A 24,046-nucleotide genomic window follows, 5' to 3' on the forward strand; every position below is an offset into this window, starting at 1 on the left:
GTTCGGCGACGCCGGTCTCGTTGGGCGACACGCCATTTTCGTCGGCGCACAGAGTCCGTGCGAGCATGACCGCATGATTGCGGACAGCGAGATCTCGACCATGCAACCGGGCGAACTCGTCGGATACTTCGGCGCTTTCGCGGTCTTTCTGATCGGTGGCATCCTGCTGATCGTCTTCGGCACCCGACGGCTGATGCGACGCTCCGCAATACGGAAACAGCGGCAGTACGGACCCTCCGCCGGTTACCAACCGCCGGCGCCGTATGGCGTGCAAGGTGCCGGTTACCAACCGCCGGCGCCGTATGGCGTGCAAGGTGCCGGCTATCCGCAGCCGAATCCGTATGCGCCACAGCCGATGAGCGGCAAACCTGACCTGTCGGCCAAGAAGCCACCGAATCTCGTGATCAGCATCGTGATGATCGCCCTGGGTGCGCTGCTCACGCTGGCCACGGTCGGCGCCCTGGCGCAGTCGGCCAGCGGTACCTCCTGACAGGTCGGGCTCGGGCCGAGCTCGAATTCAGGCCACGTCCGTCGACCTCGTCACCGCTCGGCCCATGCGCTCGACGACCTCGCGCAGGACGGGCCGGGGAGTGGCGAAGATCAACCGAGCGTGTCCCCGACCGTTGGCACCGCAGGTGCGCCCGTCGGTCAGGGCAACGCCGGCGCGGTGCCGGAAGAACTCCGCAACGTCGTCACCGAGATCGAGCGCGCGAAGGTCGAGCCACCCGACGTAGGTCCCGTCCGGAGGGGTGTAGCGCACGCCTGGCAGGTGCTCGGCCACGAGTTCGGCGAGAAGTTTCCGGTTGCCGTCGAGGTAGTGCTGAACGTCGTCCAGCCACGAGCGGCCCTCGTCATACGCCGCAGTGGTCGCGACCAGGCCGAGTGTGCTTGCTCCGTGTCCGTGCACCGGCGCGATCTCCGGCCACCGCGCCGCGTCCGCCGCGTTGCTGAAGAGTACTTGCGCACACTTGAGGCCGGCGAGATTCCAGGCCTTCGCCGCGGAGGTCCCGGTGACCGTGTGCTCGGCGGATGTGGGGGAGACCGACGCGTACGGCACGTGCTGCGCGTCGTCATACACCAGTGGCGCGTGCACCTCATCGGCGAAGACCCGGCCGTCGTGCTCGGCGACGACTTCGCTGATCGCCAGGAGTTCGGCTCGGCCGAAGACCGTGCCGGTCGGATTGAACGGGTTGCACAGCAAAAGGATTCCGCCGCCGCCGGTGAACGCGGCGGCCAGTGCTTCAAGGTCCATGGCATAACGGCCACCGTCTTCGAGTAGCGGCACCTCGATGATGCGGCGACCCATGGCGCGCGGCACGGTGAGGAATTTCATGTAGGTCGGAGTCGGCACGATGACGGCCGAGCCGGCCGTCGAGTAGTGCTCGATCGCGACCTTCAGCGTCGTGATCACGTCTCCGACCGGCTGGACGTACTCCGGCGCGACCGCCCACCCGTAGGAGTCCGCGTACCAGCGTGCGGTGACCGATGCCGTCGAGGCCTGCAGTTCGCTGCCGGGGTAACCGAGTCGTCCGGAAGCGATGGATGCTCGGAGTGCGTCGGTGACCCTGGGTGCGGTGCCGAAGTCCATCTCGGCCACCTGGGCGCCGATGACGTCGTCGCCCAACGACCACTTCGGGCCGCCGCCGCGGCGCAACTGCGTGGGCGTGATCTCGTCGAACGAAATGCGTGCGTTCACCGGTTCTCGCTCTCTGCGCCGGGCCCGGATCCGGCTTCGTCGTCCTTGAGTTCGTTCAGGTAGTTGTAAACGGTGTATCGGGTCACGTCCAAAGCCGTCGCGACCATGTCGACGGCGTCCTTGATGTGGAAGAGTCCCCGGCCCCGCAAGTCGCGGACCACCTCGAGTTTGTGGCGCTTGTGCATCAACTCGACGGGTACGCCTCGCCGGGCGAGTGCGGCTCGGATGAGATGGTCGGCCAGTTCGTCGACGCTCTTGGCGAAGACTTCTGTCCGGGACGCGTCCAGCTCGCGCCATTCGGTGACGGCGGCCGACTGCCGGGGTCGCTCGACCTGCTGCTGTGCGCTGCCCAGCATCGCGTCGACGATGCCCTGCACCGAGGTCCAGACAGCCAGGTCGGCGTTGAGGCAGAGCGCCGCGACCTGCTGGCCGGAGACGTCGCGCACGAGCATGGTGGTCGAGCGGATCGAGCGTCCGTCGGGAAGCGTGCTGACGTAGCCGATCGCAGGGCCCCGGTCCTCGCGGGCGATCAGATCCAGCAGCACATCCGTCGCGGGATCTCCGACGCTGCGACCCGTGACGTCTCCGTGGATCGCCACGATGGAATTGGGCAGCAGACTCAGGTCGTGCAGGACCACCTCGATCGACGAGGGAAGGGACCGGCCGATCGGCTCCACAAGCTGACACAACAGACCAAGGACGCGCTCGCCGTCCACCGTGCGATGTGGCACTGACTCAACAGCACGTTGAAGTTTTGCTGGTTGCTCTTGCTGTGAATCCACGCCTCCATCCTGACACACTCAGAATAATTCAACTAGCCGTTGACCTATTGCGCCTCTAGGTCTACGGTTCCGTTCAACACAGAGTTGAAGAGATCAACCGTGGCATTAAAGGCGTCCCGCGAGCGGTGACGTGAGGAAGTAGGAACAGATGGGCAATCGACGTCGCTTCGGCGCAGTGGTCGCGGTGCTTTCGGGCGCAGCTCTGGTCGGCGGATGCGCGAGCGGCGCCACGTCGACGAGCGAAGGAGGTGCCAAGCCGACGCGTGGTGGGTCCCTCGTGATCGCGCGGTCCGCTGATGCAACCACCTTCAACACCACGACCGTGCACGACAACTTCTCGATCTTCACGACCGAGCAGATCCTGGAGCCGCTCTTCATGGTCAGTGAAGATGGCAAGAGTGTCGAGCCGTGGCTCGCCAAGAGCTACTCGGTGTCGGCCGACAAGCTGGTCTACACCGTCAAGCTACGGACCGGGGTGACATTCTCCGACGGCACGCCGCTGACGGCGAAGGACGTGAAGTTCTCCATCGATCAGTCCACCAAGACCGCCGAGACGGGATGGGGATACATCAACGACCCGATCAAACAGGTCACGGTCGTCGACGCGCACACGGTGAAATTCAGCCTCAAGTACAAGTTCGCGCCGTTCCTCTCCGTCCTGTCGATGTTCAGCAACGAGATCGTGCCGGACCAGTACGGCGGCAGGACGGCCGAGAAGTTCTACCAGGATCCGGTCGGCACCGGTCCCTTCCTCCTGGGCGAATGGAAGAAGGGGCGCCATCTCAAGCTCGTCCGGAACGAGAAGTACTGGCAGCAGGGCAAGCCCTATCTGGACAGCGTGCAGTGGAACGTCGTCTCCGACGCCAACACTCGCAAGTTGCAACTGCAGGGCAACCAGATCCAGATCGACGAGGCTCCCGACTGGTCGAGCTTCGACTCGTTGAAGTCCTCACCGGGCATCACCGCCAAGAAGTTCGAGTCCACCCAGAGCAGTAACCTGGCCTTCAATCTCACCCGAAAACCATTCTCGGACGTGCATGTTCGGCGGGCAATCGCTCACGCGATAGACCGCAAGGCGCTGGTCAAGGCAGTCCTCTTCGGGCACGGCAAGCCGGCCAACTCGTTGCTCGCGCCGGGCACGCCCTACTACGACAAGGACGCGCCGTCACCGTCATACGACCTGTCGAAGGCGAAGGCGGAGCTGTCGAAATCGTCCAAGCCCAACGGCTTCTCGACATCGCTGTTGGTGCGAGCGGGCAACGGCGAGGCGCTCGCAGTGGCGCAGATCATCCAGTCCGAGCTCAAGCCTCTGGGGATCAAGGTGAAGATCAACCAACTCGAGGCACAGACGGCACGCCAGCAGCAGCAGAACCTGAAATACGACATGGCGCTGACCGGCTGGACGATGGACATCCCGGACCCCGACCAGTGGACGACGTTCGCCGTCGACCCCGCCGGCGGCGCGAAGTCGGACTTCACCGGCTACAACAATCCGCAGGCGATCGCGCTCAACAAGCAGGCTCGCAAGGAGAGCGATCCGGCCAAGCGTGAGCAGCTCTACGCGAAGTTGCAGCGGCTCACCGGTCAGGACAGCTTCCTCGCCTACCTCTACTACTCGCCGTATGGCGACGCGATCAGCAACAAGGTCAAGGGTTTCCACGTAACGCCGCTGGGCAACTACCACCTCGAGAACGTCTACCTCGCGAAGTGAATGCCATGGACGTCGGCACACCGGAAGGGAGACACCCGTGTTGCATCGCCTGATCTTCGTCCCGGCCCGCCTGGTGCAGGCGGTCCCCGTGGTCCTCGGCGTGACACTCATCGTCTTCTTCATGTCGCATCTGCTGCCGGGCGATCCGGCGCTGGCCATCCTGGGCGACAAGGCGACCCCGGAGAGCGTGTCCGCACTGCGCGATCAGCTCGGGCTGGACCAGCCGATCTGGCAGCAATACGTGCACTTTCTGAGCAACATCGTGCACGGAGACCTCGGCACCAGCTTCACCTACCAACGACCGGTGACCGACGTCGTCCTGCAGGCCGTGCCCGTCACTCTGACACTGGTCGCGCTGGCGTTGCTGCTCAACATCGTCATCAGTGTCCCGCTCGCGGGACTGGCCGCCATGAAGCCGAACAGGACTCCCGACCTGATAGTCCGGGCCTTGAACATGGTCGGTCAGGGCATGCCGCAATTCTGGGTCGGCATCATGCTGATCCTGCTGTTCGGAGTTCGTCTGCGATGGTTCCCCGTCGGAGGTTATGGCGACACGCCGTTGCAGCACTTGTACTACCTGCTGCTGCCAGCCCTCACGCTCGCAATTGCATTGTCTCCCACGACGATTCGTAGCCTTCGGTCTTCGACGATCACGGTGCTCGGATCGGACTACGTGGCCACCGCGCGCTCCAAGGGGCTGTCCGGGCTACCACTCTTCCGCCGGCACGTCCTGCGCAATTCGGGGATCCCCACGGTGTCGATCGTCGGCGTCCACCTGGCCAACCTGGTGGGCGGCTCCATCGTCATCGAGAAGGTCTTCGCCATACCCGGCCTGGGGTCGGTGATGCTCGACGCGATCTACGCTCGTGACTTCCCGAGCATCCAAGCGGTCACCCTCGTGGTCGCCTTGCTCGTGACGGTCGCCAGCATCTTGACCGACGTCCTGTACGTCGTGATGGATCCGCGAGTCAGCCTTGGGACGGGAGTTCGGGTATGACCGCCGCGGCGGAGGTCAAGTCGCGGTTCGTAGGGCGCCGCCGGGCGAGGCGTCGGTCGGCGCGCTCCCTGCGGGCGTGGTACCGGAACCCGTCGCTGATGGCCGGCATCGTCGTCGTCGGTGCACTGGTCCTCGTGGCGGTGCTGGCGCCGGTGCTCGCGCCATACGACCCGATCAAGCAGAACCTGCCGGACGCCTTGCAGGATCCCAGTTCGGCTCACTGGCTGGGCACCGATCGTTACGGCCGCGACGTGCTGTCTCGACTCATCTGGGGCGCTCGCGTCGACCTGCGGATCGGCTTCCTCGCCGTCCTCATCCCGTTCGTGATCGGGTCGGTCATCGGTGCGCTCGCCGGCTACTTCGGCGGTTGGTTCGACGCCGTCGTGATGCGCGTCGTGGACGTGTTCTTCGCGTTCCCGTTCCTGGTCATGGTGATCACCTTGGTCTTCGTGCTCGGCGCGGGCGAGACCAGCATCTACCTGGCGATCGCGATCGTGTCCTGGGTCGCCTACGCCAAGATCGTGCGCGGCGAGGTGCTCGTGGTCAAGGAGCACGACTACGTCACCGGTGCGCGGCTCGGCGGGCTGTCCGACCGGCGGATCCTCTTCCGCCACATCACCCCGAACGTGTTGTCCCAAGCGGTCATCTATGCGATGAGCGACATCGTCATGGACATCCTGGCGATCGTCACCCTGGGCTATCTCGGGATCGGTGTCACGCCGCCGACCGCGGAGTGGGGAAGCATGATCCTCGACGGCCAGGAGTTCCTCACCACTCACTGGTTACAAGCAACGATTCCCGGCCTTGTCGTGGTGGTCACGAGCCTCGGGGTGTCGTGGCTCGGAGACGGACTGGCAGACCTGATGAGTCCCGAGCAAAGGCGATGATCATGACCGAGACGGATCTGCATGTCCTCGAACCGGATCCGAGCGACCGGACGTTGCTGCTCGAGATCAACGACCTGCGGGTCGGACTGCGACGCGGCAGGACAGAGACGACGATCGTCGACGGGGTCTCGTTCGACGTCGACCCGAGGACGCGGTTCGGCATCGTGGGCGAGTCCGGCTCCGGCAAGTCGATGACGTTGCGTGCCATCGCCGGCCTGTTGCCCGGCGGCACGGAGGTCCTCTCGGGGAGCATCCGCTATCGCGGCACCGATCTGGTGACCGCGAAGCCGTCAGTGCGCCGTGGCCTGATGGGTCCGGAGATCGCGATGATCTTCCAGGAGCCGATGACGGCGCTGAATCCCGTTCGCCCTGTGGGCGATCAGATCGCCGAGGGGCCCCGGCGGCATCTGGGCCTGAGCAAGAAGGAGGGCCGCGCGCTCGCATTGGAGATGATGGGTCACACCGGCATCCCCGACCCGGTGCGGCGGGTCCGTGCCTACCCGCACGAGCTGTCCGGAGGCCTTCGGCAGCGAGTGATGATCGCGATGGCGCTCGCGTGCCGGCCCAAGCTGCTGCTGTGCGACGAGCCGACGACCGCACTCGACGTCACGGTGCAGCACCAGGTGCTCGACATGCTCGAATCGTTGTGTGCGGAAGTGGGCGCCGCACTGGTCTTCGTCACCCACGACCTCGCGGTGGTGAACAAGACCTGTTCCGATCTCGCGGTCATGTATGCCGGCCGGATCGTCGAGTCAGGTCGCACGAGCGAGGTGCTGGCGAACCCACGACACCCCTACACGCGCGGCTTGCTCGACTCCGCACCCGACTTCGACCAGCCCGGTCGCGCGCTGGTGCCGATCCCCGGACTTCCGCCGAGCATCGCGAACCGTCCGCCAGGGTGCGCCTTCGCGCCGCGCTGCTCGCGTGCAGTCGCTGAATGTGACTCGGCAGCACCGATTCTCACCACATCAACGGATCACCGGACGGTCGCCTGTTTCCGGGCCGAAGCGAGCGGATCGGAGATATCGGCATGACGGACGCACCAGTCCTCGAGGTCGACGACGTCGCCAAGACGTATGACGTGAGTGCGCCCCTGCTGCAGCGGCTCTTCCGCCAGCAGCAGCGCACCCTGTTGACGGCGCTGGACGGCGTCGACCTCGAGCTGAGACGGGGCGAGATCCTCGCGCTCGTCGGCGAATCGGGCTCCGGCAAGTCGACCTTGGCCAACATCCTCGTCGGAAGCCTCCCGGCGACTCGTGGGCAGGTCGTCCAGGACGGGAGCGCCATACCGGCAAGGCGGGACAAGGAGTTGTCCCGGCGGATCCAGATGGTCTTCCAGGACCCGTACTCGTCGCTCAACCCGCGACTGACGGTGCGGGCGATGCTCTCGGAGTTGTTGCGGGTGCACGACATCGTCCCGCGCAGCGAGGTGCGCAAGGAGTGCCTCCGCCTGGTGTCCCTGGTGGGGCTCGACGAGGACGCATTGGACGCCTACCCCGGCCAGTTCTCGGGCGGCCAACGACAGCGCATCGCCATCGCCCGAGCGCTGGCTGTCCGTCCCGACGTGCTCATCGCCGACGAGCCGGTGTCGGCACTGGACGTCTCGGTGCAGGCCACCATCCTGGAGCTGTTCGCCTCGTTGCGTGACGAGTTGGGACTCACGATCCTGTTCATTGCACACAACCTCGCGGTGGTGCAGCACCTGTGTCAGCGCGTCGCCGTCATGTACCTCGGGCGGATCGTCGAGGTCGCCGGGACCGACGAGATCTTTGCCAACCCTCGGCATCCCTACACACGTGCGCTGATCGCGTCGATTCCGCGGATGGGTGACACGTCGGGTGCTGCGGACCTTGTCCCGGAAGGCGAGCCACCCAGCCCGTACGACCTGCCCACAGGGTGTCGCTACCACCCGCGATGTCCGTTCGCCGAAGCGCAGTGCCGCGAGCTCGATCCGTCGCTCCGACCGTTGTCCGAAAGCGCCGGACGGGTACATCTCAGCGCCTGCCTGCGGGCGAGCGATCTGCCCGAATCGCCCTGAGCGCCATACACATACGTCCGCCAGCACATCAGCAACAGGGAGCACCGCATGAGAGTTTGGATTTCGTTCGACATGGAAGGCGTCGCCGGCATCGTCGATTGGGACCAGTGCCGCGTCGGCAGTGGGGCGCCATACGCACTTGGCCGTGCGTTGCTGCAGGACGAGGTCAACGCGGCTATCGACGGCGCGCTCGAGGGCGGGGCGACCGAGGTCGTGCTCAATGACTCGCACGGAAGGATGTCGAACCTCGACCCGAGGGCGATCAGTGGCGGCGCACGCTACATCGCCGGTCGGCACAAGCCACTGCACATGATGGAGGGCCTGGACGACCGCTTCGACGCCATCTTCTTCGTGGCGTACCACGGTGCGATCTCCGGGAGGGCATCCGTGCTCAGTCATTCCTACAATCCCGAGGTCTACACGGCTGCTCGGTTGAACGGTGAGCTCGTCGGGGAGAGCGGAATCAACGCACTCGTCGCGCAGCACCACGGGGTCCCGATCGTGCTGGTCACCGGTGATGTCGCCACGCAGGAAGACACCCGGCCCTTCGCACCCGAGGCGGAGCGGGTGGTGACCAAGGAGAGCATCACGCGTTTCTGTGCCAACAACCTGCACCCCGCGGAGTCGTGCCGACAGATCCGGCTCGGTGCACGGACCGCGATGCAACGGGTGGCGGCAGGCTGGCCGTCGGTGCCGCCGATCGGCCAACCCGCGCGCTTGGATCTGGAGGTGCGGCAGGCCGACCAGGCCCGCTGGGCGGCGCTCGCACGTGGGGTGTCGCGCACGGGGGAACGGTCCGTCCGGATCGAGAGTGACAGCGAGAGTCTGCTCGAGATCTACGAGTCCTTCATGGCCGTGAACCAACTGGTCGCCGCGGTGAGCGGCGTCTGACGTCGCGCAGGCGTGCTCGTTCGCCCCGCGGTCCGGACGTCGCCGGGATAGCCTGTGGCATCGTCGGCGACGAGGAGCGTTGTGATGGACACCGCCTGGCTCGAGAGCCTGCTGGCACTGGTCGAGCACGGCAGTTTCACTCGAGCAGCCGAAGCACAACACGTCAGCCAACCGGCGTTCAGCCGCCGAATCCGTTCACTGGAGCAATGGTTCGGCGCGGACCTGGTCGACCGAACGACGTTTCCGGTCACCCTGACACGTGTCGGCACGGATGTCGCCTCGTTCGCGCGCAGCTCGGTCGCCGGGTTGGCGGAGTTGCGTGACGACGTTCGTGGCCGGCAGCTCAGTCCGCGCAACGCGGTGCGCATCTCGGTCAGTCACACCCTCGCCATGTACTACTTCGCGACCTGGTGGACCGGTGTCACCGGCGGGGATGTCACCTGTACGTTGCTGCCGTCAAACACCCTCGAGGCGTTCGACGCGTTGTTGCACGGCGGCTGCGATCTGGTTCTGGCGTATGCCGATCCGGCACATCCGATGGGAGTGGACCAGGGCGATCTCGAATGGATCGCCGTCGCCGAGGACCGGATCGCGCCATACGCGAAGACCTCTGAGGGGGCACCCGCCTTCAGCCTCCCGGGGACAGAGGGGGCGCCGGCGCCGTTTGTGACGCACGGGCCGGGTGCGTTCCTGGGGCGCGTCACCGAGAACGTCATCGGGAGCCTGCCCCTGCAGCTGCGTCCAGTGGCGCAATCGGATCTCACCGCTGCCCTAGCCGGTCTCGTGGTGGCCGGCATGGGCGTCGGTTGGCTGCCCGGCCTGGCCGCGGCACCCGCCGAGGCGGCGGGCGCCATCTGCAGGATCGGAGACCCGTCGTGGACGGCAGCGCTGGAGATCCGCCTGTATCGCAGGCGTCGGCATCACCTGAGTTCGCAGGCAGCCCTGGTTTGGGAGGGTGCCCGGCACTAGGGCGATCTACTGGCGAGCGGGACAGCACTGGCGAACGACAGCGCGTGCCAGCACATCCGTGGGGTCGACGAAGCGTGGGTCGCCTGTCGCAAGGGTGGCGCTCATTGCGATGGGTAGCTCGGTGCACGCCAACAGGATCCGGGTGAGGCCTCGGTCGACGAAGGCGTTCGCGACGTCAGTGGCCAGCCGGGAGGCGGCGCCGAAGTAGCCGCCCTTCACATATCGGATCGCCAGATCCAGCGCCGCCTGTTCCTCACCGTCGGCCACCACGGTCTCGATCCCGTGCTCGGCCAGGCCTTGCTGGTAAAGGCCGCTGCGGATCAACTGTCGGGCACCGAGGACGCCGACGGCATCGTTCTCCGGCGGATCCAGATCCGCCACCCAACGGGTCGTCTCGCGCACCATGTCGACAAAATGCAACCCGGTGTCCTGCACGAGCCGGTCCAGGTAGGCATGCGCCGAGTTGCACGGCATCGCGACCATGGATGCTCCAAGAGTGCGCAGGTTCTGGGCCCCTTCGAGCAGCGCCGGATAGGGGTCGGCGCCGCGGCCGCCCCGTGCGCGGCCCGGCACCGTCGGGTCGGCCCAGATGACCACACGCAGATGGTCCTGGTCACGAGTCGCAGGCGTGCGCTCGATCAGCTTGCGATAGAAGTCGGCCGTCGCCGCCGGGCCCATGCCACCGAGTATGCCGACGAGTGGCCGCCCGCCGTGCTGGTCCGACTGCTGAGCCGACACCGTCATGCTCTCCTCGTTCCGGTCCGCGGCCATCACGGCCGTGTCAGTCGCCATCGAACACCGACCGGTAGCCGAAGAGCCCCGCCACGCCACCAGTGTGGAGGAAGACGACATTCTCGTCCTCGGCGAACGTACCTGCAGCGATGTTGCCGAGCAGGCCGGCGAAGCCCTTACCGGTGTAGACGGGGTCGAGCACTATGCCCTCGAGTCTGGCCAGCAGATGTATGGCGGAGAGCATCTCGTCGGTCGGCACGCCGTAGCCGCCACCGACCCACCGGTCGTCGACGCGTATGTCGCCATCGTCGATGGTGTCACTCGTGCCGAGATGTGCGGCCGTCTGCACCGTCAGTGATTTCACCGCGTCGAGCTGCGCGGTCTCGTCGCGCCGATTGGAGATGCCGAGCACCTTCGCCCGGCTGTGGAAAGCGGCGAACCCGGCAACCAGACCCGCCTGGGTCCCGCAGCTCCCGGTGGTGTGGACCACCCAATCGACAGCGATATCAGCAGATTCGAGCTCTTCGGCGCAGGCGACATACCCGAGTGCGCCGACCGGGTTGGACCCGCCGCCTGGGATCACATAGGGGTTGCCACCGTCCCGCTCGACGGCGTCGGCGATCTCGTCCATGGCGCCTGCGAGATCCGCTCCTGCAGGCAAGCGGTCGATGATCTGCGCACCGAGGATCTTCTCCAGGAGAACATTGCCCGATTGCTCGTAGTCCTCGTCCCGTACCTGCCGGCGCTCGAGAACGAGCTTGCAGTCCATGCCGACGGCGGCTGCTGCGGCCGCCGTCTGACGGGTGTGGTTGGACTGCACCGCGCCCGGAGTGATCAACGTGTCGGCGCCGCGCTCGAGGGCGTCGCCGACCAGGAACTCCAGCTTGCGGGTCTTGTTGCCCCCGGTCGCCAGACCCGTGCAGTCGTCGCGCTTGATCCAGAGGTTGGGCACCTGCGGGAACCGCTTGCGGAGATGCTCCTCGACCCGCTCCATCCGCTCGAGCGGCGTGGGGAAGTGGCCGAGCGAATGTCGTGGGAATCGTGCGAGCTGAACCATGTGGGATCTCTTCCTTACCGAGCGTCGACGACTTCGTGTCTCCAGCAAACGGCAGCGGAACGCATACGTCCAATGCCCAGTCCGACGCACTCATGCATGTGACGCATACTTCCGTCACTCGAGTGGGTCACGCGCACGGCGGCCGGGTTCACGCCCCGGCTTGGCTGCTCCGGTCAGTGACCAGGCCGGCGAAGCGCTCGGCGAGCAGCGCCGAGGTCTCGAGCACCGCCGGGTCTGCCGCCGCGAGGTCGTCGATGCCGCGCGCGACACGCGTCCGCTCGTCGGCGTCAGTGCTGTGAAAAGCGCCGGCCCACTCGGCATACGTCGCCGGCGAGATCTCCGGGTGGAACTGCACACCCCAGGCGTTCGGTGCCGCACGGAACGCCTGGTGCGGATAGGTCGCCCCCGTGCCGAGCAGAACTGCACCCTCGGGCAGGGCCTCGATCACGTCGCCGTGCATGGAGGCCACCGGGTAGTCCGGCCCGATTCCGTTGAACAGCAGGTCATTCGGCGCTTCATCGGTCGCGCTCGCGGTGACGAGCCCGGCCTCCACGCCGGTGCCGCCGCGGACGACGCTGCCGCCGAGTGCCTGCGCGAGCAATTGCCCACCCAGGCAGATCCCGAGTGTCGGCGCCTCCTGGCGGGCGGCGTCGCGCAACAGCACGCGAATGTCCTCCAGCCAGGGGTATGACGCGTCGTCATTGGAACTCATGTCGCCGCCGAGCACGATCAGGCCGTCCGTCGTCAACTGGTCGGGCACGGCATCGTCGTCATACGGCCGGATCGTCTGTATGGCGACGCCACGATCCTCAAGCCAGCCGTCGAACCTGCCGAGCGGGTCGTCGTCACCGGGCTGGATGACCAGCACAGTGGGCACGGTGCTCAGCGGTCGTCCTGCTTCAGGGCGGTGTCAACGGTCAGTGCGGCCGCAATCGCCAATGACCGCAACGGATCCGGCAGGTCGGGACGGATGTGCACGACGTAGTTGTCGGCAGTGGTGAACATCGTGGTGAGTAGACCTTCCCAGGTCTTGGTGATGCGACCGACCTCGACGCCGTCCGCGTCCAGCAGTGCGAAGTTCCAGGCGCGCCAGTTCTCCGCGTTGAGGGTGCCGACGTCCTTGCCGCCGACCTGCAGGCCGAAACGGATCTTGCCGAAGACGTTCTGCTGGACGAGTCGACCGATCTCGCCGCCACCGGGCTGCTCGACGATGATGGTCGACTTGAAGACCTTCCCCGGGCGGGTCAGCAGCAGCAGCGGCCTGCCGTGCGTGTCGCGGATCTCGAGGCGGTGGGTCAGGAACTGGTCGACGTTGCTGACGAAACGCAGCGCCTTCTTCGCGGCGCTCTGCCCGACCTGGACCACGGCACCGATCTCGGCGCCATCCTGGCCGTAGACCATGTATTCATTGGTCAGCTCGATCAGCTTCCGCTTCTGACTGACCACGATGGTGGACTCGGTGAAGACGTTGCGGTCGCCCGCCACCGTGTGCCCGACGGGTCCGTTGACGGCACCACCGAAACTCTGGTCGCCATACCCCTGGGTCAAATTGGAGTATTCGCCGCGCGCGGACTGCGGCTGGCCCTGTTGGGGCCCGTTCGGCTGCTGGGCCTGCTGCTGCGGGTAGCCGGCCTGCTGGCCCTGCTGCGGGTAGGTCGAGCCCGGCTGCTGGGGCGGTTGTTGCTGCTGCGGCGCAGGCATCGGCTGGTAGTGCTCGGTCCACTGCTGGCCATCCCACCAGCGCAGTCGGTTGGAGCCGGCGGGGTCCGGATGCCAAGCAGCGGGTGGGTTCGTCGTCATGGGGAACATCCTGTCATTGGTGCGATGGGTGACGAGGTCGGTTGGTCGGAGTTGCCCCCGCCGGCGATTGGAGGGCGACCCCGTTGTCCAGGTTCCATGCGCGACCGAACCGGCGGTCACTCGTCTCCCGCGCACCGGCGGGGCAACGAGGACGTGGCACGGGACAGGCTCGCCGAGTCGGCCGCCCTCCTGCCGGCTTCCCAGCCGCGCGGGTCGGGAGTGAACTGGGCCGGCTTGGAGACGAGCACCGGGAACAGCTCGTCGACCTTGGCATCGACCTCGGCAGATCGCTCGGCGAGGACGCGAACCAGCGCCCGCGAGCGGCCGCCGCAAGCGCCCGGATCTGCGACGATCTCGTGCTCGTCGATCGCGGACTCCGTCTCGGCGTCGGTCGCCGCACGTAGGCGGTCGCCGATGCGCGCGGCATACGCGGTGAGGAACGACCGGCGGAAGCTGCGAGTGCGGGACCCGGACGAGCCGCCTCCCCGGCGCCCTTCGCCGACCATCGCGCGGGTGGCCTGCAACAGCAGCGAGGTGAAGATCGCCTCGACCGCCGCGAGGTCGGCCGTGTGTCCGACGACGGTCGCGAAGCCGAGGCCCGAGCTCCAGACCGTGCGGCATCGGTTGGCGTCGGCGACGGCGTGGAGCAGTCGCACCTTCTCCTGCTCGTAGGGTCGCTCCACCCAGACGCGCGTCGGGGTCGCTGCGTCGGTGCGCCGCTCGTCCGATGCGGCGAGCATCGCGGCGTCGAGGCTGTGCCTGGTCATGAGGGACTGGGCCGCAGCGGTGAACGTGTCGGCCTCGGCTTCATAAGGAGTCGACTCGGCCTGGGCCAGCAGCCGGCGCACGCGCTCGAGCAGGCGTGGGTCGACGTCGGTGCGGTCGCGACCCGGCCGACGCGGCTGCGCGGTGCCCGGGAGGGGATCGAGGCGTTCGATCACCGGGAGCATCGACAGCAGTGCCACGACCGCGAGTGCTTTACGCAGTGTGGGTTCGAAGCCGTCCGCGTCGGAGCGGGCGGTGAGCAGGTCCTGGTTGCTCGGCCACCAACGACTGGCCTCGATGGTGCGCAGCTGCTGCGGCCATGACTCGGCGAGCGTCGTGGCGGCATACGTCGCGAGCTGGGTCGCCATGGCGTCGCCCGCGATCGCCTGGGCGGCACTGTCGAGCTCGCGGCCGACGAAGTTGTGCAGGTCGAGTGGGCGCCAGCCTCCCGACCAGGCGTCAGCGATGCGAGCCACGAGCACCTGGCTCAGCCGGCGCGTGACCGCCGCCTGCTGAGCAGGTGTGACACACCGGGCGATCAGCCGTCGTATTGAGATCTCCGCGCGCGGTTTGTTGAGCGCGGACAGCATGACGATCGCGTCGGTCAGGTCGTGCGCGTTGTGCTCGCCCTCGGTCATCGGCGGCTCGCCGTCGCCGGTGTGTAGCAGTCCCGGATCGGGCCATGACCCGAAGACGCTGCCTCCGCTCTCGTGTGCCGATGACGTCCGACGCCGGCGGCGTTCCTTGGCCTTGGCGGCGCGGCGTTGTTGATTGTGCACTCCCATTGCGTTCCCCCAAATACCGATCGCGTGTCCGACTGAAAATCAGCCTCGCACGAACCACCGACAGGGGCCCGACCACGGCGTATGTCGCCGCGGCCGGACCCGATCGACACGGTGGGTCAGGCGTTGACAGGCACGGGCCGAGGCTCGGCGTCGACAGTGGCGCCCTCGCTGATCCCGAACCTGTTGTGCAGGCGGCGCAGCGCCGGCGGTGCGTACCAGGCACGGTCACCCAGCAATTTCATGACTGCCGGCACCAGGACGATCCGCACGATGGTCGCATCGATCAGGATCGCCAAACCCGTTGCAAGCCCGAACATCTGGATCAGACTGACGTTGCCGGTCGCGAAGGCGAAGAAGCTCACCGCGAGCAGCGCCGCGCACGAGGTGATGATCCGGCCCGTCTTGGACACACCGGTCACGACGGCGGCATCGGACGACGCTCCCGCGTCACGGGCCTCCTTGATGCGACCGAGCAGGAAGACCTCGTAGTCCATGCTCAACCCGAATGCGACGCAGGCGCTGAGCACCAGCATCGAGTAGTTGACCGGGGTCGGCGTGAAGCCGAACACCGACGCGAGATGACCGTCCTGGAACATCCAGACCATGACGCCGAACGTGGCGCTCAACGTGACGACGTTGCTCAGGATCGCGCGGATCGGATGCACGATGCTGCCGGTGAAGAGGAACAACAGGATCATCGTGATGACGACGATGATCAACGCTGCGAGCCAGAGGTTGTCCGTGATCGCGGCGGTGTTGTCGATCAGCACCGCGGTCGGGCCGGCGACGAGGACTTCACTGCCGGCCGGTGCGCGGATCGACCGGATCTGCTGCACCACGTCCTTCGCGGCTTCCGAGGCCGGATCCATCGTGATCGTGGCCGTCATGCGTTGCGCATCGGGCCGGCTAAACCGGTCGGAGCCCGGTGCCGCTGCGGCGGATCGTCCGGAGTCCCAGGAGCCGGTCGCGGTGTCGACCCGCGAGACGCCGTCGATCCGACTGACCCGCTGGGCGAGCCCTTGGACGTCAGCAGGGGAGTCGGTGTCGGTGACGACGACGTCCACGGCCGACGACGCGTCGCTGCTGAAGCCGGTGCGGAGCGCGTCGCCGACCCGGTGTGCGGGCGCCGACGACGACAGGACCCGGTCGTCGGGGTTGCCGGAGGTGATGCCCACCAGCGGTGCGGCGATGACGCCGAGCACGACGAGCGTCGGCACCAGGACCAGCAGCGGCCGACGCATGACGCCCTGGGTCAGCCGCCCCCAGCGCGATGGGCCGGCCGCCGCGCGTTCCTTGCCGATCCACGGCACCTTGCCGGAGTTGACCTTGGCTCCGAGCAGGACCAGCGCGCACGGAAGTATGACGAGCGCCGCGAACGCGGCAACGGCGACCACGGCAATGCCGGCATACGCGAAGGACTTCAGGAAGTACGGCGGGAACACCAGCATCGCGGACAGTGCGGCCAGCACGGTGACCGCACTGAAGGCGATCGTGCGCCCGGCGGTGCCGAGCGTTGTCAGGACCGCATCACGTGGCGCTGCACCGGTTTTCAACTCTTCGCGGTAGCGGCTCACGAACAGCAGCGCGTAGTCGACGCCGAGGCCGAGCCCGAGCGCGGTGACCATGTTGATGGCGAAGATGCTGACGTCGGTGAACTGCGTGATCCCGTTGAGTATGGCGAACGAGCCGATGATCGAGACCAGCGCCACCAGCAGGGGCAGGAGTGCTGCGACGGCGGACCCGAAGACCAGCACCAGCAGGATCAGCACCAGCGGGATTGCGATGCTCTCGGCGAGTGCGACGTCCGCGGTGGTCTGGCGTCCGATGTCGGTGCCGTCCGGGCCGCCGACCAGCACCGACGTGACGCCGTCGCTGCTGTCGTTGTACTTGTCGAGGATGGTGTTGATCCGGTCGTCCCGGGTGGAGTCCGGGCCGTCGACCTGGGCGAGGATCAGCGCGTCCGTGCCGTCCCGGGAGTGCAGCGTCGGCGCGTGGGTGTCGAAGTATGACGTGACGTCCGTCAGTGACGGGTCGTCCGCGAGCTCGTGGGCGAGCTTCTTGCCGGACGCCGTCGCCGCGGGTGCGTCGACCGTGCCGGTCTTCGCGTGCACGAGGAAGACCAGGTCCGGGCTCCCGCCGAACTCCTGATCCACGAGTGCGGTGGCGCGGGCCGAGTCGGACGCCGGGTTGGCGTAACCCTGCGTCCCGAGGTTGGCGAAGACGCTGAGCCCGAAGACTGCGGCGGCGATCGTCGCCAGCGCGGACAGGATCAGCACAACGCGTGCGGAGTCGACCAGTCGGCGACCGAAGGAAGTGTTCATGAGGGGCTCTCCCGTAGAGTTACGCATGTAAGGTAACAACTGTTCTAGCACATCATCTAACGCGCGTAAACATACGAAGCGAAGATTTCATCTGCGTAAGCTTCCCGCTGTAAGGTGACGGCCATGAACGCACCGGCTGAGAAGACGACGTCCGCGCGCGGGCGCAGGCGCAATCCGCGCGGCGAAGGGGGCCGGTTGCGTGACGAGATCGTCCGGGCGGCGACCGAGTTGCTGGACGAGTCCGGCGACGAGCGCACCATCACGCTGCGGTCCGTCGCCCGCCGTGTCGGCATCGCCGCGCCGTCGATCTACCCGCACTTCGCCGATCAGCCGGCGATCATGTTCGCCGTCGTGGCGCAGGAGTTCGGCCGCCTGAAAGAAGCGCTGCTGGCCGCGGTCGCCGCGGCCGGGGACGCACCGCGTGACCGCCTGCTGGCGATCTGTCATGCGTACCTGGATTACGCGCAGGAATACCCGGGTCGCTACCGCACCATGTTCGGCGGCCTCTGGGTGCCGGACCTGGAGGCCGTTTCGTTGACGCACGACGAGATGCTCACCCTGGGCGCCGGCACCATGCAGGTCCTCATCGACGCGATGAGCGACTGCGTCGCGTCGGGAGACGTCGCCAGCACGGACCCTGTTGCGGATTCAGCCGCGGTCTGGGTCGGCATACACGGGCTCGCTCACCTGCGCGTCGCGACCCCGAACTACCCGTTCCCGGCCGACATCGTCGAGCGGGTCTTCGACTCGCTGGCAAAGCTGAAGCCGGTGGACGGCTGACCGACGTCAGCGCGCGAAGTCGGTGACCGCCGGCGGATGCCGCGCAGGTCCCTGACTGGTGGTGTCCGGATTGAGCAGCCACCCGACGCGTTTCGTCGCACGCAGGATGATGGTGTTGCGCAGTAGCTCGATCCCCGGAATCCGTTGTGTCAGAGCAAGTTCCACGTCCATCACCTCGGCGACGGAACGTAGCCACATGATGATCACGAAGTTGGCTTCGCCGGTGGTCGATGCAGCGAGCCGCACCTGTGGCATCGCGGCAAGGGCTCGTGCCGCGCTGTCGTGCGCATCCGCAGGCACGCGCGCAGACCATTGACAGCTGATGGGGAATCCGCTGTAGCGCTGAGCGATCTCGCACCGGAACGACAAGACATTGGCCGTGATCACCTTGTTGAGCTGACGCTGCACCGTCGCCGGGGTGCGGTGCAGTTTCCGCGCCATCTCGGCGGCCGTCACCCTTCCGTTCGTCGCGAGCTGCGGGAGCAGGGCGAGGTGGCTCGGTGGTAGGTGGGACGCGGGTCCGCCGGTCGGGTGCGCCAGGAGTTGGACCTGTGCCCGTTGATCGGCGTTGAGCACCCCCAGGCGCCACGCGTAACCGCCCTGATGCAGCCGGGTGGACATGGCCGCGCGGTAGCCGAGCACGCCTGGGAGTGCCGTGAGTTGCTCGATGACGATCTCGCTCAACTCTTGGAACGACGCGGTCAACACCGTCAGCAACAGGGTGCGGTCGCTCGCGGAGTGCTCCACCGTCGCAATCTGCGGCACCTCGGTCAGGGCAGCCGAGATCGCCTCCCGACGGCGCATGTCGCAGTCCACCTCGAGGAAGGAGAGCGACATCTCCTGCGGGTCCCCGACGAGGTGCCCGGTGATCCACGCGATCCCGGCGGTGTTGAGCCGCTCCCACCTGCTGGCCAGCGAGGTCGGGTGTGCGTCCAGCACGTGCGCCAGATCGGACCAGCGGGCGCGAGGTGCGATCTGGAGTGCGTTGATCAGCGCGAGATCTTCCTCGCTGGGAAGATCATGATCACTCGCCATACCACGGGATTGAAGCATGAAAACTGGATGCAGGCCGAGGCTACTGACCGGTTTCAGGGATTTGAGCGTCTGTGATGCGGGTCACCTCAGAATCGACATCGCCCGTTCGCAACCGATGAGGAGATCCGATGCCACTGCAGCCCCACGACCTGAGCGTCGAGCTGATCCGTTTCCGGCATGCCCTCCACCAGGAGCCGGAGATCGGACTGGAACTACCCCGCACGCAGGAGAAGGTGCTGCGCGAGCTCGACGCGTTGCCACTGGAGATCAGCACCGGCCGGGAGACGACCTCGGTGACGGCGGTGTTGCGCGGGCGTGGTGGGGCACCTGGTGCCGAGCGCCCCGCCGTGTTGCTGCGCGCCGACATGGATGCGCTTCCGGTCCAGGAGCAGACCGGGGTCGACTTCACCTCACGGGTCGATGGGGCGATGCACGCGTGCGGCCACGACCTGCACACGTCCATGCTGACCGGTGCAGCGCGGCTGCTCGCCGACCGCGTCGACCAGTTGCCCGGCGATGTCGTGTTGATGTTCCAACCCGGCGAGGAAGGGTGCGACGGAGCATCGGTCATGTTGCGCGAGGGCGTCCTCGAGGCCGCCGGTCGCACGGTCGATGCGGCATACGCGATGCACGTGTTCTCCGGTATGGCGCCGCACGGTCAACTGCTCACCAAGCCCGGCGTCATGATGAGTGCCTCCGACGGACTGGAGGTCGTTGTCCACGGCGCCGGAGGGCACGGCTCTGCACCGCACCACGCCAAGGACCCGGTCACCACGGCGGCGGAGATGGTCACCGCACTGCAGGTCATGGTCACGCGGCAACTGGACATGTTCGACCCGGCGGTGCTCACAGTCGGCGTGCTGCAAGCCGGCACCAAGCGCAACGTCATACCCGACAGCGCCCGCTTCGAGGCGACCGTGCGTACCTTCTCCGAGGAGAACCGCGCGCAACTGCAGCGGTCCATTCCTCGCCTGTTGCAAGGTATTGCGTCGGCCCACGGGCTCGAGGTCGAGGTCGCGTACCGCACCGAATACCCGCGCACGGTCACGGATCTCAGCGAGACCGAACGCGCCGAGCAGGTGATTCGCGGGCTGCTCGGCGAGGAGCGGATGACTCGCCTGGCGACACCTGTCTCGGGGTCGGAAGACTTCTCGCACGTGCTCGATCGTGTCCCTGGCACGTTCATCGGTCTCGGTGCCGTCACCCCTGGCGCCGATCCGAAGGCTGCTGCGTTCAACCACTCCCCGCAAGCGATCTTCGACGACGGCGTGCTCGCCGACGGTGCCGCACTGTATGCCGAGCTCGCCACCACTCGCCTCGCCTCGCTCGCGGCCGAGTCCACGACACCTCGCACTGCCGACGCGGTCGCGACCGCGTAATCCCTTCTCCGAGCTGACAAGTCAGGAAAGCGTCATGACTCAAGCACTTGATGCACCGACCTCGAAACCACGTCCTGTGACCCGGCAGCCACTGGCGGTCTTCCTCGGACCGCTGGTGTTGGTCGAGCTCTTCAGTGGTGTCCTGCAGATCTACTTCTCGCCTGTGTACGCCTCGCTGGCAGAGAAATTCGGTGTCGGCATCGGCACCCTCTCCTGGTCGTTGACCGGCTTCACGCTCGCCAGCGCGATCTCGACGCCCGTCTTCTGCAAGCTCGGTGACGTCTACGGGCATCGGAAGATACTGCGGATCCAAGTCGCTGTCGTTGCAACGGGATCGGTGCTGATCGCGGTGGCTCCGAGTTTCTCGGTGCTGGTGATGGGCCGTGTGCTGCAGGGCATGTTCCCGGCATACCTGCCGTTGATGTTCGGCCTGGTGCGTGATCGATACGGCGACGACGACACGAAACGTGCGATCAGTTACCTGACCTCGATCCTGATCTTCGGTGTCGTATTCGGTTTGGTGGCAGTCGGATTCATCACTCGCTACACCGACGGGCCGACGTGGGCCCTGTGGCTCCCGGCGGTCGGCACCATCGTCGCACTCGCGGGCCTGTTGCTGGTGCGTGGCGAGAAGGTCGAACGTCGCACCGACCTGCGTGTCGACTGGGTGGGTGCGCTCATGCTGGGCGCCGGATTCGCGTTCCTGCTGCTCGGGATCTCCGAGGGCTCGGACTGGGGATGGACATCGGGCAGAGTGCTCGGCAGTCTCGTGCTCGGTATCGCCATACTCATCGCCTGGACGATGGTGGAATTGCGCATCGACCAGCCGCTGGCCGATCTGCGCTGGCTCTTCAAGCCGCACTTCGTGCCGATCTACATAGTCGGATTCTGCACGTACCTGGCGGTTCTCGGTGGTCAGGTCGTCGGGTCGACCTTCATGGCTGCGCCGAGCAAGGTTCTCGGCTACGGCCTGAGCCTGTCGCCGTTCGGGATCAGCATCTGGCTCGCGGTCACCTTCTTTGCGATGTTCCTCGGAGTCCTGTCGACGGCCTGGCTGGGCAACCGGATCGGCTTCCGGACCGTGATGATGATCGGCGCCGTGATGGCGGCCGTCGGCTACCTGGGTCTGGTCTTCTGGCACAACAGCTTGGGCGTCGTCGTCGTGCTCACCGCGATCGCTGTCGGTGGAATGGGCTTCATCGAGAGCTCGACCCGCACACTGGTCGTCGGCGGTCTGCGTGAGTGGGAAGTCTCGATGGGGGAGGGCATCTACGAGTTGTCGATCAGCCTCGGTCCGGCGGTCGGCTCGGCAGTGTTGGGCGCCATACTCTCGGCGAACGCTTCCAAGGTCCACGGGCTGGCGACCGAGCACGGCTACCGGATGAGCTGGCTGGTGATGGGCGGATCCTGTGCCATTGCAGCGGTGGTCGCGATCGGCTTCGTGATCAGTGGTCGTGCCAAGAAGGCCCCGACGGCTGGCTGAAGGTGACTCCGGACCGGCTCAGGTCCCGGTGCCGGACAGGTGGTGTGCCAGGAACTGGCACCAGAGCGCCTCATCCTCGGGGTGGTTCGATCCGTGGAGACCGGGTCGTGCGTGGAGCACCTTCTCGGGTGAACGGATCAGTTCGAAGAGCTCGAACTGTCCGGCCCTGGGGAAGACCTCGTCGTCCCACGGCACGTGCAGCAGAGCCGGGGCGGTGATGGCGTCGGCCGAGTCGCGGATGAGGTTGTCGGCTGCCATGCGCTGCATGCCTCCGCCGCAGTGGAGTCCGAACTTCCCGAACACAGCGACGCGGAGCCGTGATCCGAGCGCCGCACACGTCGGTATGCCGTAGCGGGCGCCGCGACGGGCGCAGGTGTTTCAGGCAGCCAGGCCACCGCGGGTATGGCGCTGCCCTCACGCGTTACGCCGAGCCGGATCTGTCTCACGGCGCGGCTCAGTCCGGTGTGTCGACGACGATCTCGCACTCGAAGCCTTCGTCGTTCTCGATGAACAGCGCGGTGTGCTGGCGGCCGCCAGCGTGGGGGTACCGATCGGCGAAGAGTTCGTGCCAACCATTGACCTGGCAGTCTTCGCGTAGGCGGTCGAGGGTGCCGCGGTCAGGGGCTCGCAGGGCGAGATGGTTGAGGCCGGCGCGCATCCGGTCGTGTGGACCGTTCACCGCGGGTGACTGCTCCAGCACGATGTATGGCGCACCGGCGCAGCGCCATACGCGACCCTCGGGCCAGGCGGCGTCGACGTCCTCGTGCCAGCCGATGCGTGTGAGCAGCCAGTCGAACGAAGCACCGGTGCGTTGCAGGTCGGTCGTCCAGAGCTCGATGTGGTGGACCGGGTTCGTCATGCGGTGCACGGTAGCGGCAGCTCGTCCGGAGATCCGGGGGAGCGCCCCTGGCCGGGTGCCGGCAACAGAAACCGTGATCGTCGAATGGTCGATAGATGCTGCGAGAGTTGAAGTCTCGCGACATCCGCTGCCCTCTCGGAGGGTGACGCACTGGAACGCGCTCAGCGCAGGTTGTGCAGTAGGAACGACGCGATTCGGCAGCTGAAGAAGTTCGTGCGGCGGACCGGCCATCGGTCATCGGCGCAGCCAACGCAACACGGTCTCGGCCTGTGCCTCGGTCCAGGCGGTCGATTTCGGCGAGCGCAGGTTTTTCCTGCCCTCGTCGTTCATGAAGTCGCGCAGGGTCTTGGGCACCGTCCCGCCCGGTGCGTATGGCGTGCCTTCCAGCACGAATCGCTCGCGACCGGACGCATCGAGGAAGAACACCTCGTCAGAATGCTGGACGTCGTAGGTCAGCGGCGCCCCGGTGCGCCAGTTGCGCGGAGCGGGGCCGGGACCGTTGGCGACCCGTTTGCGCCATACGCCGAAGTAGTCCCAGAGTGCGTTGACGTTCTTCGAACTACCGGTCCAGGCTTGCCAATTCGACGGCGGACCGGTGAAGAGGTGGCGGTAAGCGCTCAACTGCGCAGTGCCGTCCCTGCCCGGGTCGACGGTCAGCGAAATGAACACCGGTGACTTCCCGGATGCGGGGTGCTCCTCGGCGCGAGCTGTCTGCACCACCGTCGCGGTGTCGATCGGGCAGGTCTCCTGGCACAACGTCATCACGTCCGAAAGCACGACGATGCGACCGGTGAGGTCGGCAAGGCTGACCTGTTTGCCGTCGCTCGCGGTGAACGAGAGGTCGCGGACCGACTTCGGGATCGATGAATTCATCGGCGTACCAATGCGGCCCAGTGACGAGGACGACGATGCTGACGGGGTGCCCGCGCTCACCGGATCGTGTGTTGATCCGGAGGAGCACCCAGCGAGGCTGAGCACGATGACGGATCCGATCAGTGCTGTATGCAATCGATGCATTGAGCGATGGTCACACGGCTGGCTGATCATCGGCTGGGGGTCAATGTTTCGTGCATACTGCA

The 24,046-nt window shown here is 66.5% G+C and carries 23 protein-coding genes; 11 read left to right on the forward strand and 12 right to left on the reverse strand.

The features are described 5' to 3' along the window. Positions 1–73: 73 nt before the first annotated feature. Entirely contained in the window at positions 74–490 is a 417-nt protein-coding gene (locus IEX71_RS07585; RefSeq protein WP_188836351.1) for a hypothetical protein, read from the forward strand. Between the two features lie 27 nt (positions 491–517). On the opposite strand, the gene IEX71_RS07590 is transcribed toward IEX71_RS07585, so the two are convergent. Continuing rightward, on the reverse strand, positions 518–1,696 hold the full coding sequence (locus tag IEX71_RS07590; RefSeq protein WP_229749556.1) for a MalY/PatB family protein: 1,179 nt from the start codon (positions 1,694–1,696) through the stop codon (positions 518–520). Then, positions 1,693–2,427 (reverse strand): helix-turn-helix transcriptional regulator, encoded by a 735-nt coding sequence (locus IEX71_RS07595; RefSeq protein WP_188836352.1) that lies wholly within the window; start codon positions 2,425–2,427, stop codon positions 1,693–1,695. Before IEX71_RS07595 ends, IEX71_RS07590 begins: the two co-directional genes overlap by 4 nt. 199 nt (positions 2,428–2,626) lie before the next feature. Here IEX71_RS07595 and IEX71_RS07600 point away from each other — a divergent pair, with 199 nt between their 5' ends. The 7 genes from IEX71_RS07600 (at position 2,627) to IEX71_RS07630 (ending at position 9,971) form a co-directional block, all read left to right on the forward strand. Further along, on the forward strand, positions 2,627–4,189 hold the full coding sequence (locus IEX71_RS07600; protein ID WP_188836353.1) for an ABC transporter substrate-binding protein: 1,563 nt from the start codon (positions 2,627–2,629) through the stop codon (positions 4,187–4,189). Between the two features lie 37 nt (positions 4,190–4,226). Continuing rightward, positions 4,227–5,186, forward strand: a complete 960-nt coding sequence (locus IEX71_RS07605) for an ABC transporter permease (protein WP_188836354.1) — start codon at positions 4,227–4,229, stop codon at positions 5,184–5,186. Next, positions 5,183–6,073 carry an ABC transporter permease gene (locus IEX71_RS07610; protein WP_188836355.1) on the forward strand — a complete coding sequence of 297 codons (891 nt, stop codon included), beginning with the start codon at positions 5,183–5,185 and terminating at the stop codon, positions 6,071–6,073. The genes IEX71_RS07605 and IEX71_RS07610 overlap by 4 nt, the downstream gene beginning before the upstream one ends. A gap of 2 nt (positions 6,074–6,075) precedes the next feature. After that, complete coding sequence (locus IEX71_RS07615; RefSeq protein ID WP_229749557.1) at positions 6,076–7,107, forward strand: ABC transporter ATP-binding protein; 1,032 nt, start codon at positions 6,076–6,078, stop codon at positions 7,105–7,107. Beyond that, a complete protein-coding gene (locus IEX71_RS07620; protein WP_188836357.1) occupies positions 7,104–8,111 on the forward strand; it encodes an ABC transporter ATP-binding protein in 1,008 nt (335 codons plus the stop codon). Before IEX71_RS07615 ends, IEX71_RS07620 begins: the two co-directional genes overlap by 4 nt. Before the next feature lie 48 nt (positions 8,112–8,159). Continuing rightward, positions 8,160–9,002: a M55 family metallopeptidase gene (locus IEX71_RS07625; protein ID WP_188836358.1), complete on the forward strand. Its 843-nt coding sequence runs from the start codon at positions 8,160–8,162 to the stop codon at positions 9,000–9,002. A gap of 84 nt (positions 9,003–9,086) precedes the next feature. Further along, positions 9,087–9,971 carry a LysR family transcriptional regulator gene (locus IEX71_RS07630; RefSeq protein WP_188836359.1) on the forward strand — a complete coding sequence of 295 codons (885 nt, stop codon included), beginning with the start codon at positions 9,087–9,089 and terminating at the stop codon, positions 9,969–9,971. A 6-nt stretch (positions 9,972–9,977) separates the two neighbouring features. Here the strand turns inward: IEX71_RS07630 and cuyB are convergent, their stop codons facing one another. The 6 genes from cuyB to IEX71_RS07660 all read right to left on the reverse strand — a co-directional run bounded on the left by cuyB (position 9,978) and on the right by IEX71_RS07660 (position 17,431). Then, positions 9,978–10,763 (reverse strand): cysteate racemase, encoded by a 786-nt coding sequence (gene cuyB, locus IEX71_RS07635; protein ID WP_229749558.1) that lies wholly within the window; start codon positions 10,761–10,763, stop codon positions 9,978–9,980. Continuing rightward, positions 10,753–11,760 carry a D-cysteate sulfo-lyase gene (gene cuyA / locus IEX71_RS07640; protein ID WP_188836360.1) on the reverse strand — a complete coding sequence of 336 codons (1,008 nt, stop codon included), beginning with the start codon at positions 11,758–11,760 and terminating at the stop codon, positions 10,753–10,755. The genes cuyB and cuyA overlap by 11 nt, the downstream gene beginning before the upstream one ends. 148 nt (positions 11,761–11,908) lie before the next feature. After that, positions 11,909–12,637: a type 1 glutamine amidotransferase gene (locus IEX71_RS07645; RefSeq protein WP_188836361.1), complete on the reverse strand. Its 729-nt coding sequence runs from the start codon at positions 12,635–12,637 to the stop codon at positions 11,909–11,911. 5 nt (positions 12,638–12,642) lie between these two features. Then, complete coding sequence (locus tag IEX71_RS07650; protein ID WP_188836362.1) at positions 12,643–13,560, reverse strand: phospholipid scramblase-related protein; 918 nt, start codon at positions 13,558–13,560, stop codon at positions 12,643–12,645. 116 nt (positions 13,561–13,676) lie between these two features. Further along, positions 13,677–15,110 (reverse strand): DUF2786 domain-containing protein, encoded by a 1,434-nt coding sequence (locus tag IEX71_RS07655; protein ID WP_188836363.1) that lies wholly within the window; start codon positions 15,108–15,110, stop codon positions 13,677–13,679. 116 nt (positions 15,111–15,226) lie between these two features. After that, positions 15,227–17,431 carry an MMPL family transporter gene (locus IEX71_RS07660; protein ID WP_188836364.1) on the reverse strand — a complete coding sequence of 735 codons (2,205 nt, stop codon included), beginning with the start codon at positions 17,429–17,431 and terminating at the stop codon, positions 15,227–15,229. Between the two features lie 123 nt (positions 17,432–17,554). Here IEX71_RS07660 and IEX71_RS07665 point away from each other — a divergent pair, with 123 nt between their 5' ends. After that, on the forward strand, positions 17,555–18,211 hold the full coding sequence (locus IEX71_RS07665; RefSeq protein WP_188836365.1) for a TetR/AcrR family transcriptional regulator: 657 nt from the start codon (positions 17,555–17,557) through the stop codon (positions 18,209–18,211). 6 nt (positions 18,212–18,217) lie between these two features. On the opposite strand, the gene IEX71_RS07670 is transcribed toward IEX71_RS07665, so the two are convergent. Then, positions 18,218–19,246 (reverse strand): Lrp/AsnC family transcriptional regulator, encoded by a 1,029-nt coding sequence (locus tag IEX71_RS07670; RefSeq protein ID WP_188836366.1) that lies wholly within the window; start codon positions 19,244–19,246, stop codon positions 18,218–18,220. A gap of 128 nt (positions 19,247–19,374) precedes the next feature. Between IEX71_RS07670 and IEX71_RS07675 the strand changes: the two genes are divergently transcribed. Both IEX71_RS07675 and IEX71_RS07680 read left to right on the forward strand, forming a co-directional pair. Further along, positions 19,375–20,625 (forward strand): M20 metallopeptidase family protein, encoded by a 1,251-nt coding sequence (locus IEX71_RS07675; RefSeq protein ID WP_188836367.1) that lies wholly within the window; start codon positions 19,375–19,377, stop codon positions 20,623–20,625. Positions 20,626–20,659: 34 nt separating this feature from the next. Further along, positions 20,660–22,108, forward strand: a complete 1,449-nt coding sequence (locus tag IEX71_RS07680; protein ID WP_188836368.1) for an MFS transporter — start codon at positions 20,660–20,662, stop codon at positions 22,106–22,108. A gap of 18 nt (positions 22,109–22,126) precedes the next feature. Here the strand turns inward: IEX71_RS07680 and IEX71_RS07685 are convergent, their stop codons facing one another. From IEX71_RS07685 to IEX71_RS07695, 3 genes are all read right to left on the reverse strand, one after another. Beyond that, on the reverse strand, positions 22,127–22,366 hold the full coding sequence (locus tag IEX71_RS07685; protein ID WP_188836369.1) for a hypothetical protein: 240 nt from the start codon (positions 22,364–22,366) through the stop codon (positions 22,127–22,129). A gap of 196 nt (positions 22,367–22,562) precedes the next feature. Then, positions 22,563–22,967, reverse strand: a complete 405-nt coding sequence (locus IEX71_RS07690) for a VOC family protein (protein ID WP_188836370.1) — start codon at positions 22,965–22,967, stop codon at positions 22,563–22,565. Between the two features lie 234 nt (positions 22,968–23,201). After that, positions 23,202–23,840: an SCO family protein gene (locus IEX71_RS07695; protein ID WP_188836371.1), complete on the reverse strand. Its 639-nt coding sequence runs from the start codon at positions 23,838–23,840 to the stop codon at positions 23,202–23,204. Positions 23,841–24,046: the final 206 nt, after the last annotated feature.

Origin of the sequence: Flexivirga endophytica (assembly GCF_014640635.1) — a bacterium.
In the GTDB taxonomy this organism is placed as follows: domain Bacteria; phylum Actinomycetota; class Actinomycetes; order Actinomycetales; family Dermatophilaceae; genus Flexivirga; species Flexivirga endophytica.

What these genes read in the sequence shown, in the direction of transcription:
- IEX71_RS07585 (WP_188836351.1), top strand. Translation starts at nt 74, where the DNA reads ATGATTGCGGACAGCGAGATCTCGACCATGCAACCGGGCGAACTCGTC.
- IEX71_RS07600 (WP_188836353.1), top strand. Translation starts at nt 2,627, where the DNA reads ATGGGCAATCGACGTCGCTTCGGCGCAGTGGTCGCGGTGCTTTCGGGC.
- IEX71_RS07610 (WP_188836355.1), top strand. Translation starts at nt 5,183, where the DNA reads ATGACCGCCGCGGCGGAGGTCAAGTCGCGGTTCGTAGGGCGCCGCCGG.
- IEX71_RS07615 (WP_229749557.1), top strand. Translation starts at nt 6,076, where the DNA reads ATGACCGAGACGGATCTGCATGTCCTCGAACCGGATCCGAGCGACCGG.
- IEX71_RS07620 (WP_188836357.1), top strand. Translation starts at nt 7,104, where the DNA reads ATGACGGACGCACCAGTCCTCGAGGTCGACGACGTCGCCAAGACGTAT.
- IEX71_RS07625 (WP_188836358.1), top strand. Translation starts at nt 8,160, where the DNA reads ATGAGAGTTTGGATTTCGTTCGACATGGAAGGCGTCGCCGGCATCGTC.
- IEX71_RS07630 (WP_188836359.1), top strand. Translation starts at nt 9,087, where the DNA reads ATGGACACCGCCTGGCTCGAGAGCCTGCTGGCACTGGTCGAGCACGGC.
- cuyB (WP_229749558.1), bottom strand. Translation starts at nt 10,763, where the DNA reads ATGGCGACTGACACGGCCGTGATGGCCGCGGACCGGAACGAGGAGAGC.
- cuyA (WP_188836360.1), bottom strand. Translation starts at nt 11,760, where the DNA reads ATGGTTCAGCTCGCACGATTCCCACGACATTCGCTCGGCCACTTCCCC.
- IEX71_RS07650 (WP_188836362.1), bottom strand. Translation starts at nt 13,560, where the DNA reads ATGACGACGAACCCACCCGCTGCTTGGCATCCGGACCCCGCCGGCTCC.
- IEX71_RS07655 (WP_188836363.1), bottom strand. Translation starts at nt 15,110, where the DNA reads ATGGGAGTGCACAATCAACAACGCCGCGCCGCCAAGGCCAAGGAACGC.
- IEX71_RS07660 (WP_188836364.1), bottom strand. Translation starts at nt 17,431, where the DNA reads ATGAACACTTCCTTCGGTCGCCGACTGGTCGACTCCGCACGCGTTGTG.
- IEX71_RS07665 (WP_188836365.1), top strand. Translation starts at nt 17,555, where the DNA reads ATGAACGCACCGGCTGAGAAGACGACGTCCGCGCGCGGGCGCAGGCGC.
- IEX71_RS07670 (WP_188836366.1), bottom strand. Translation starts at nt 19,246, where the DNA reads ATGGCGAGTGATCATGATCTTCCCAGCGAGGAAGATCTCGCGCTGATC.
- IEX71_RS07675 (WP_188836367.1), top strand. Translation starts at nt 19,375, where the DNA reads ATGCCACTGCAGCCCCACGACCTGAGCGTCGAGCTGATCCGTTTCCGG.
- IEX71_RS07680 (WP_188836368.1), top strand. Translation starts at nt 20,660, where the DNA reads ATGACTCAAGCACTTGATGCACCGACCTCGAAACCACGTCCTGTGACC.
- IEX71_RS07685 (WP_188836369.1), bottom strand. Translation starts at nt 22,366, where the DNA reads ATGGCAGCCGACAACCTCATCCGCGACTCGGCCGACGCCATCACCGCC.
- IEX71_RS07690 (WP_188836370.1), bottom strand. Translation starts at nt 22,967, where the DNA reads ATGACGAACCCGGTCCACCACATCGAGCTCTGGACGACCGACCTGCAA.
- IEX71_RS07695 (WP_188836371.1), bottom strand. Translation starts at nt 23,840, where the DNA reads ATGAATTCATCGATCCCGAAGTCGGTCCGCGACCTCTCGTTCACCGCG.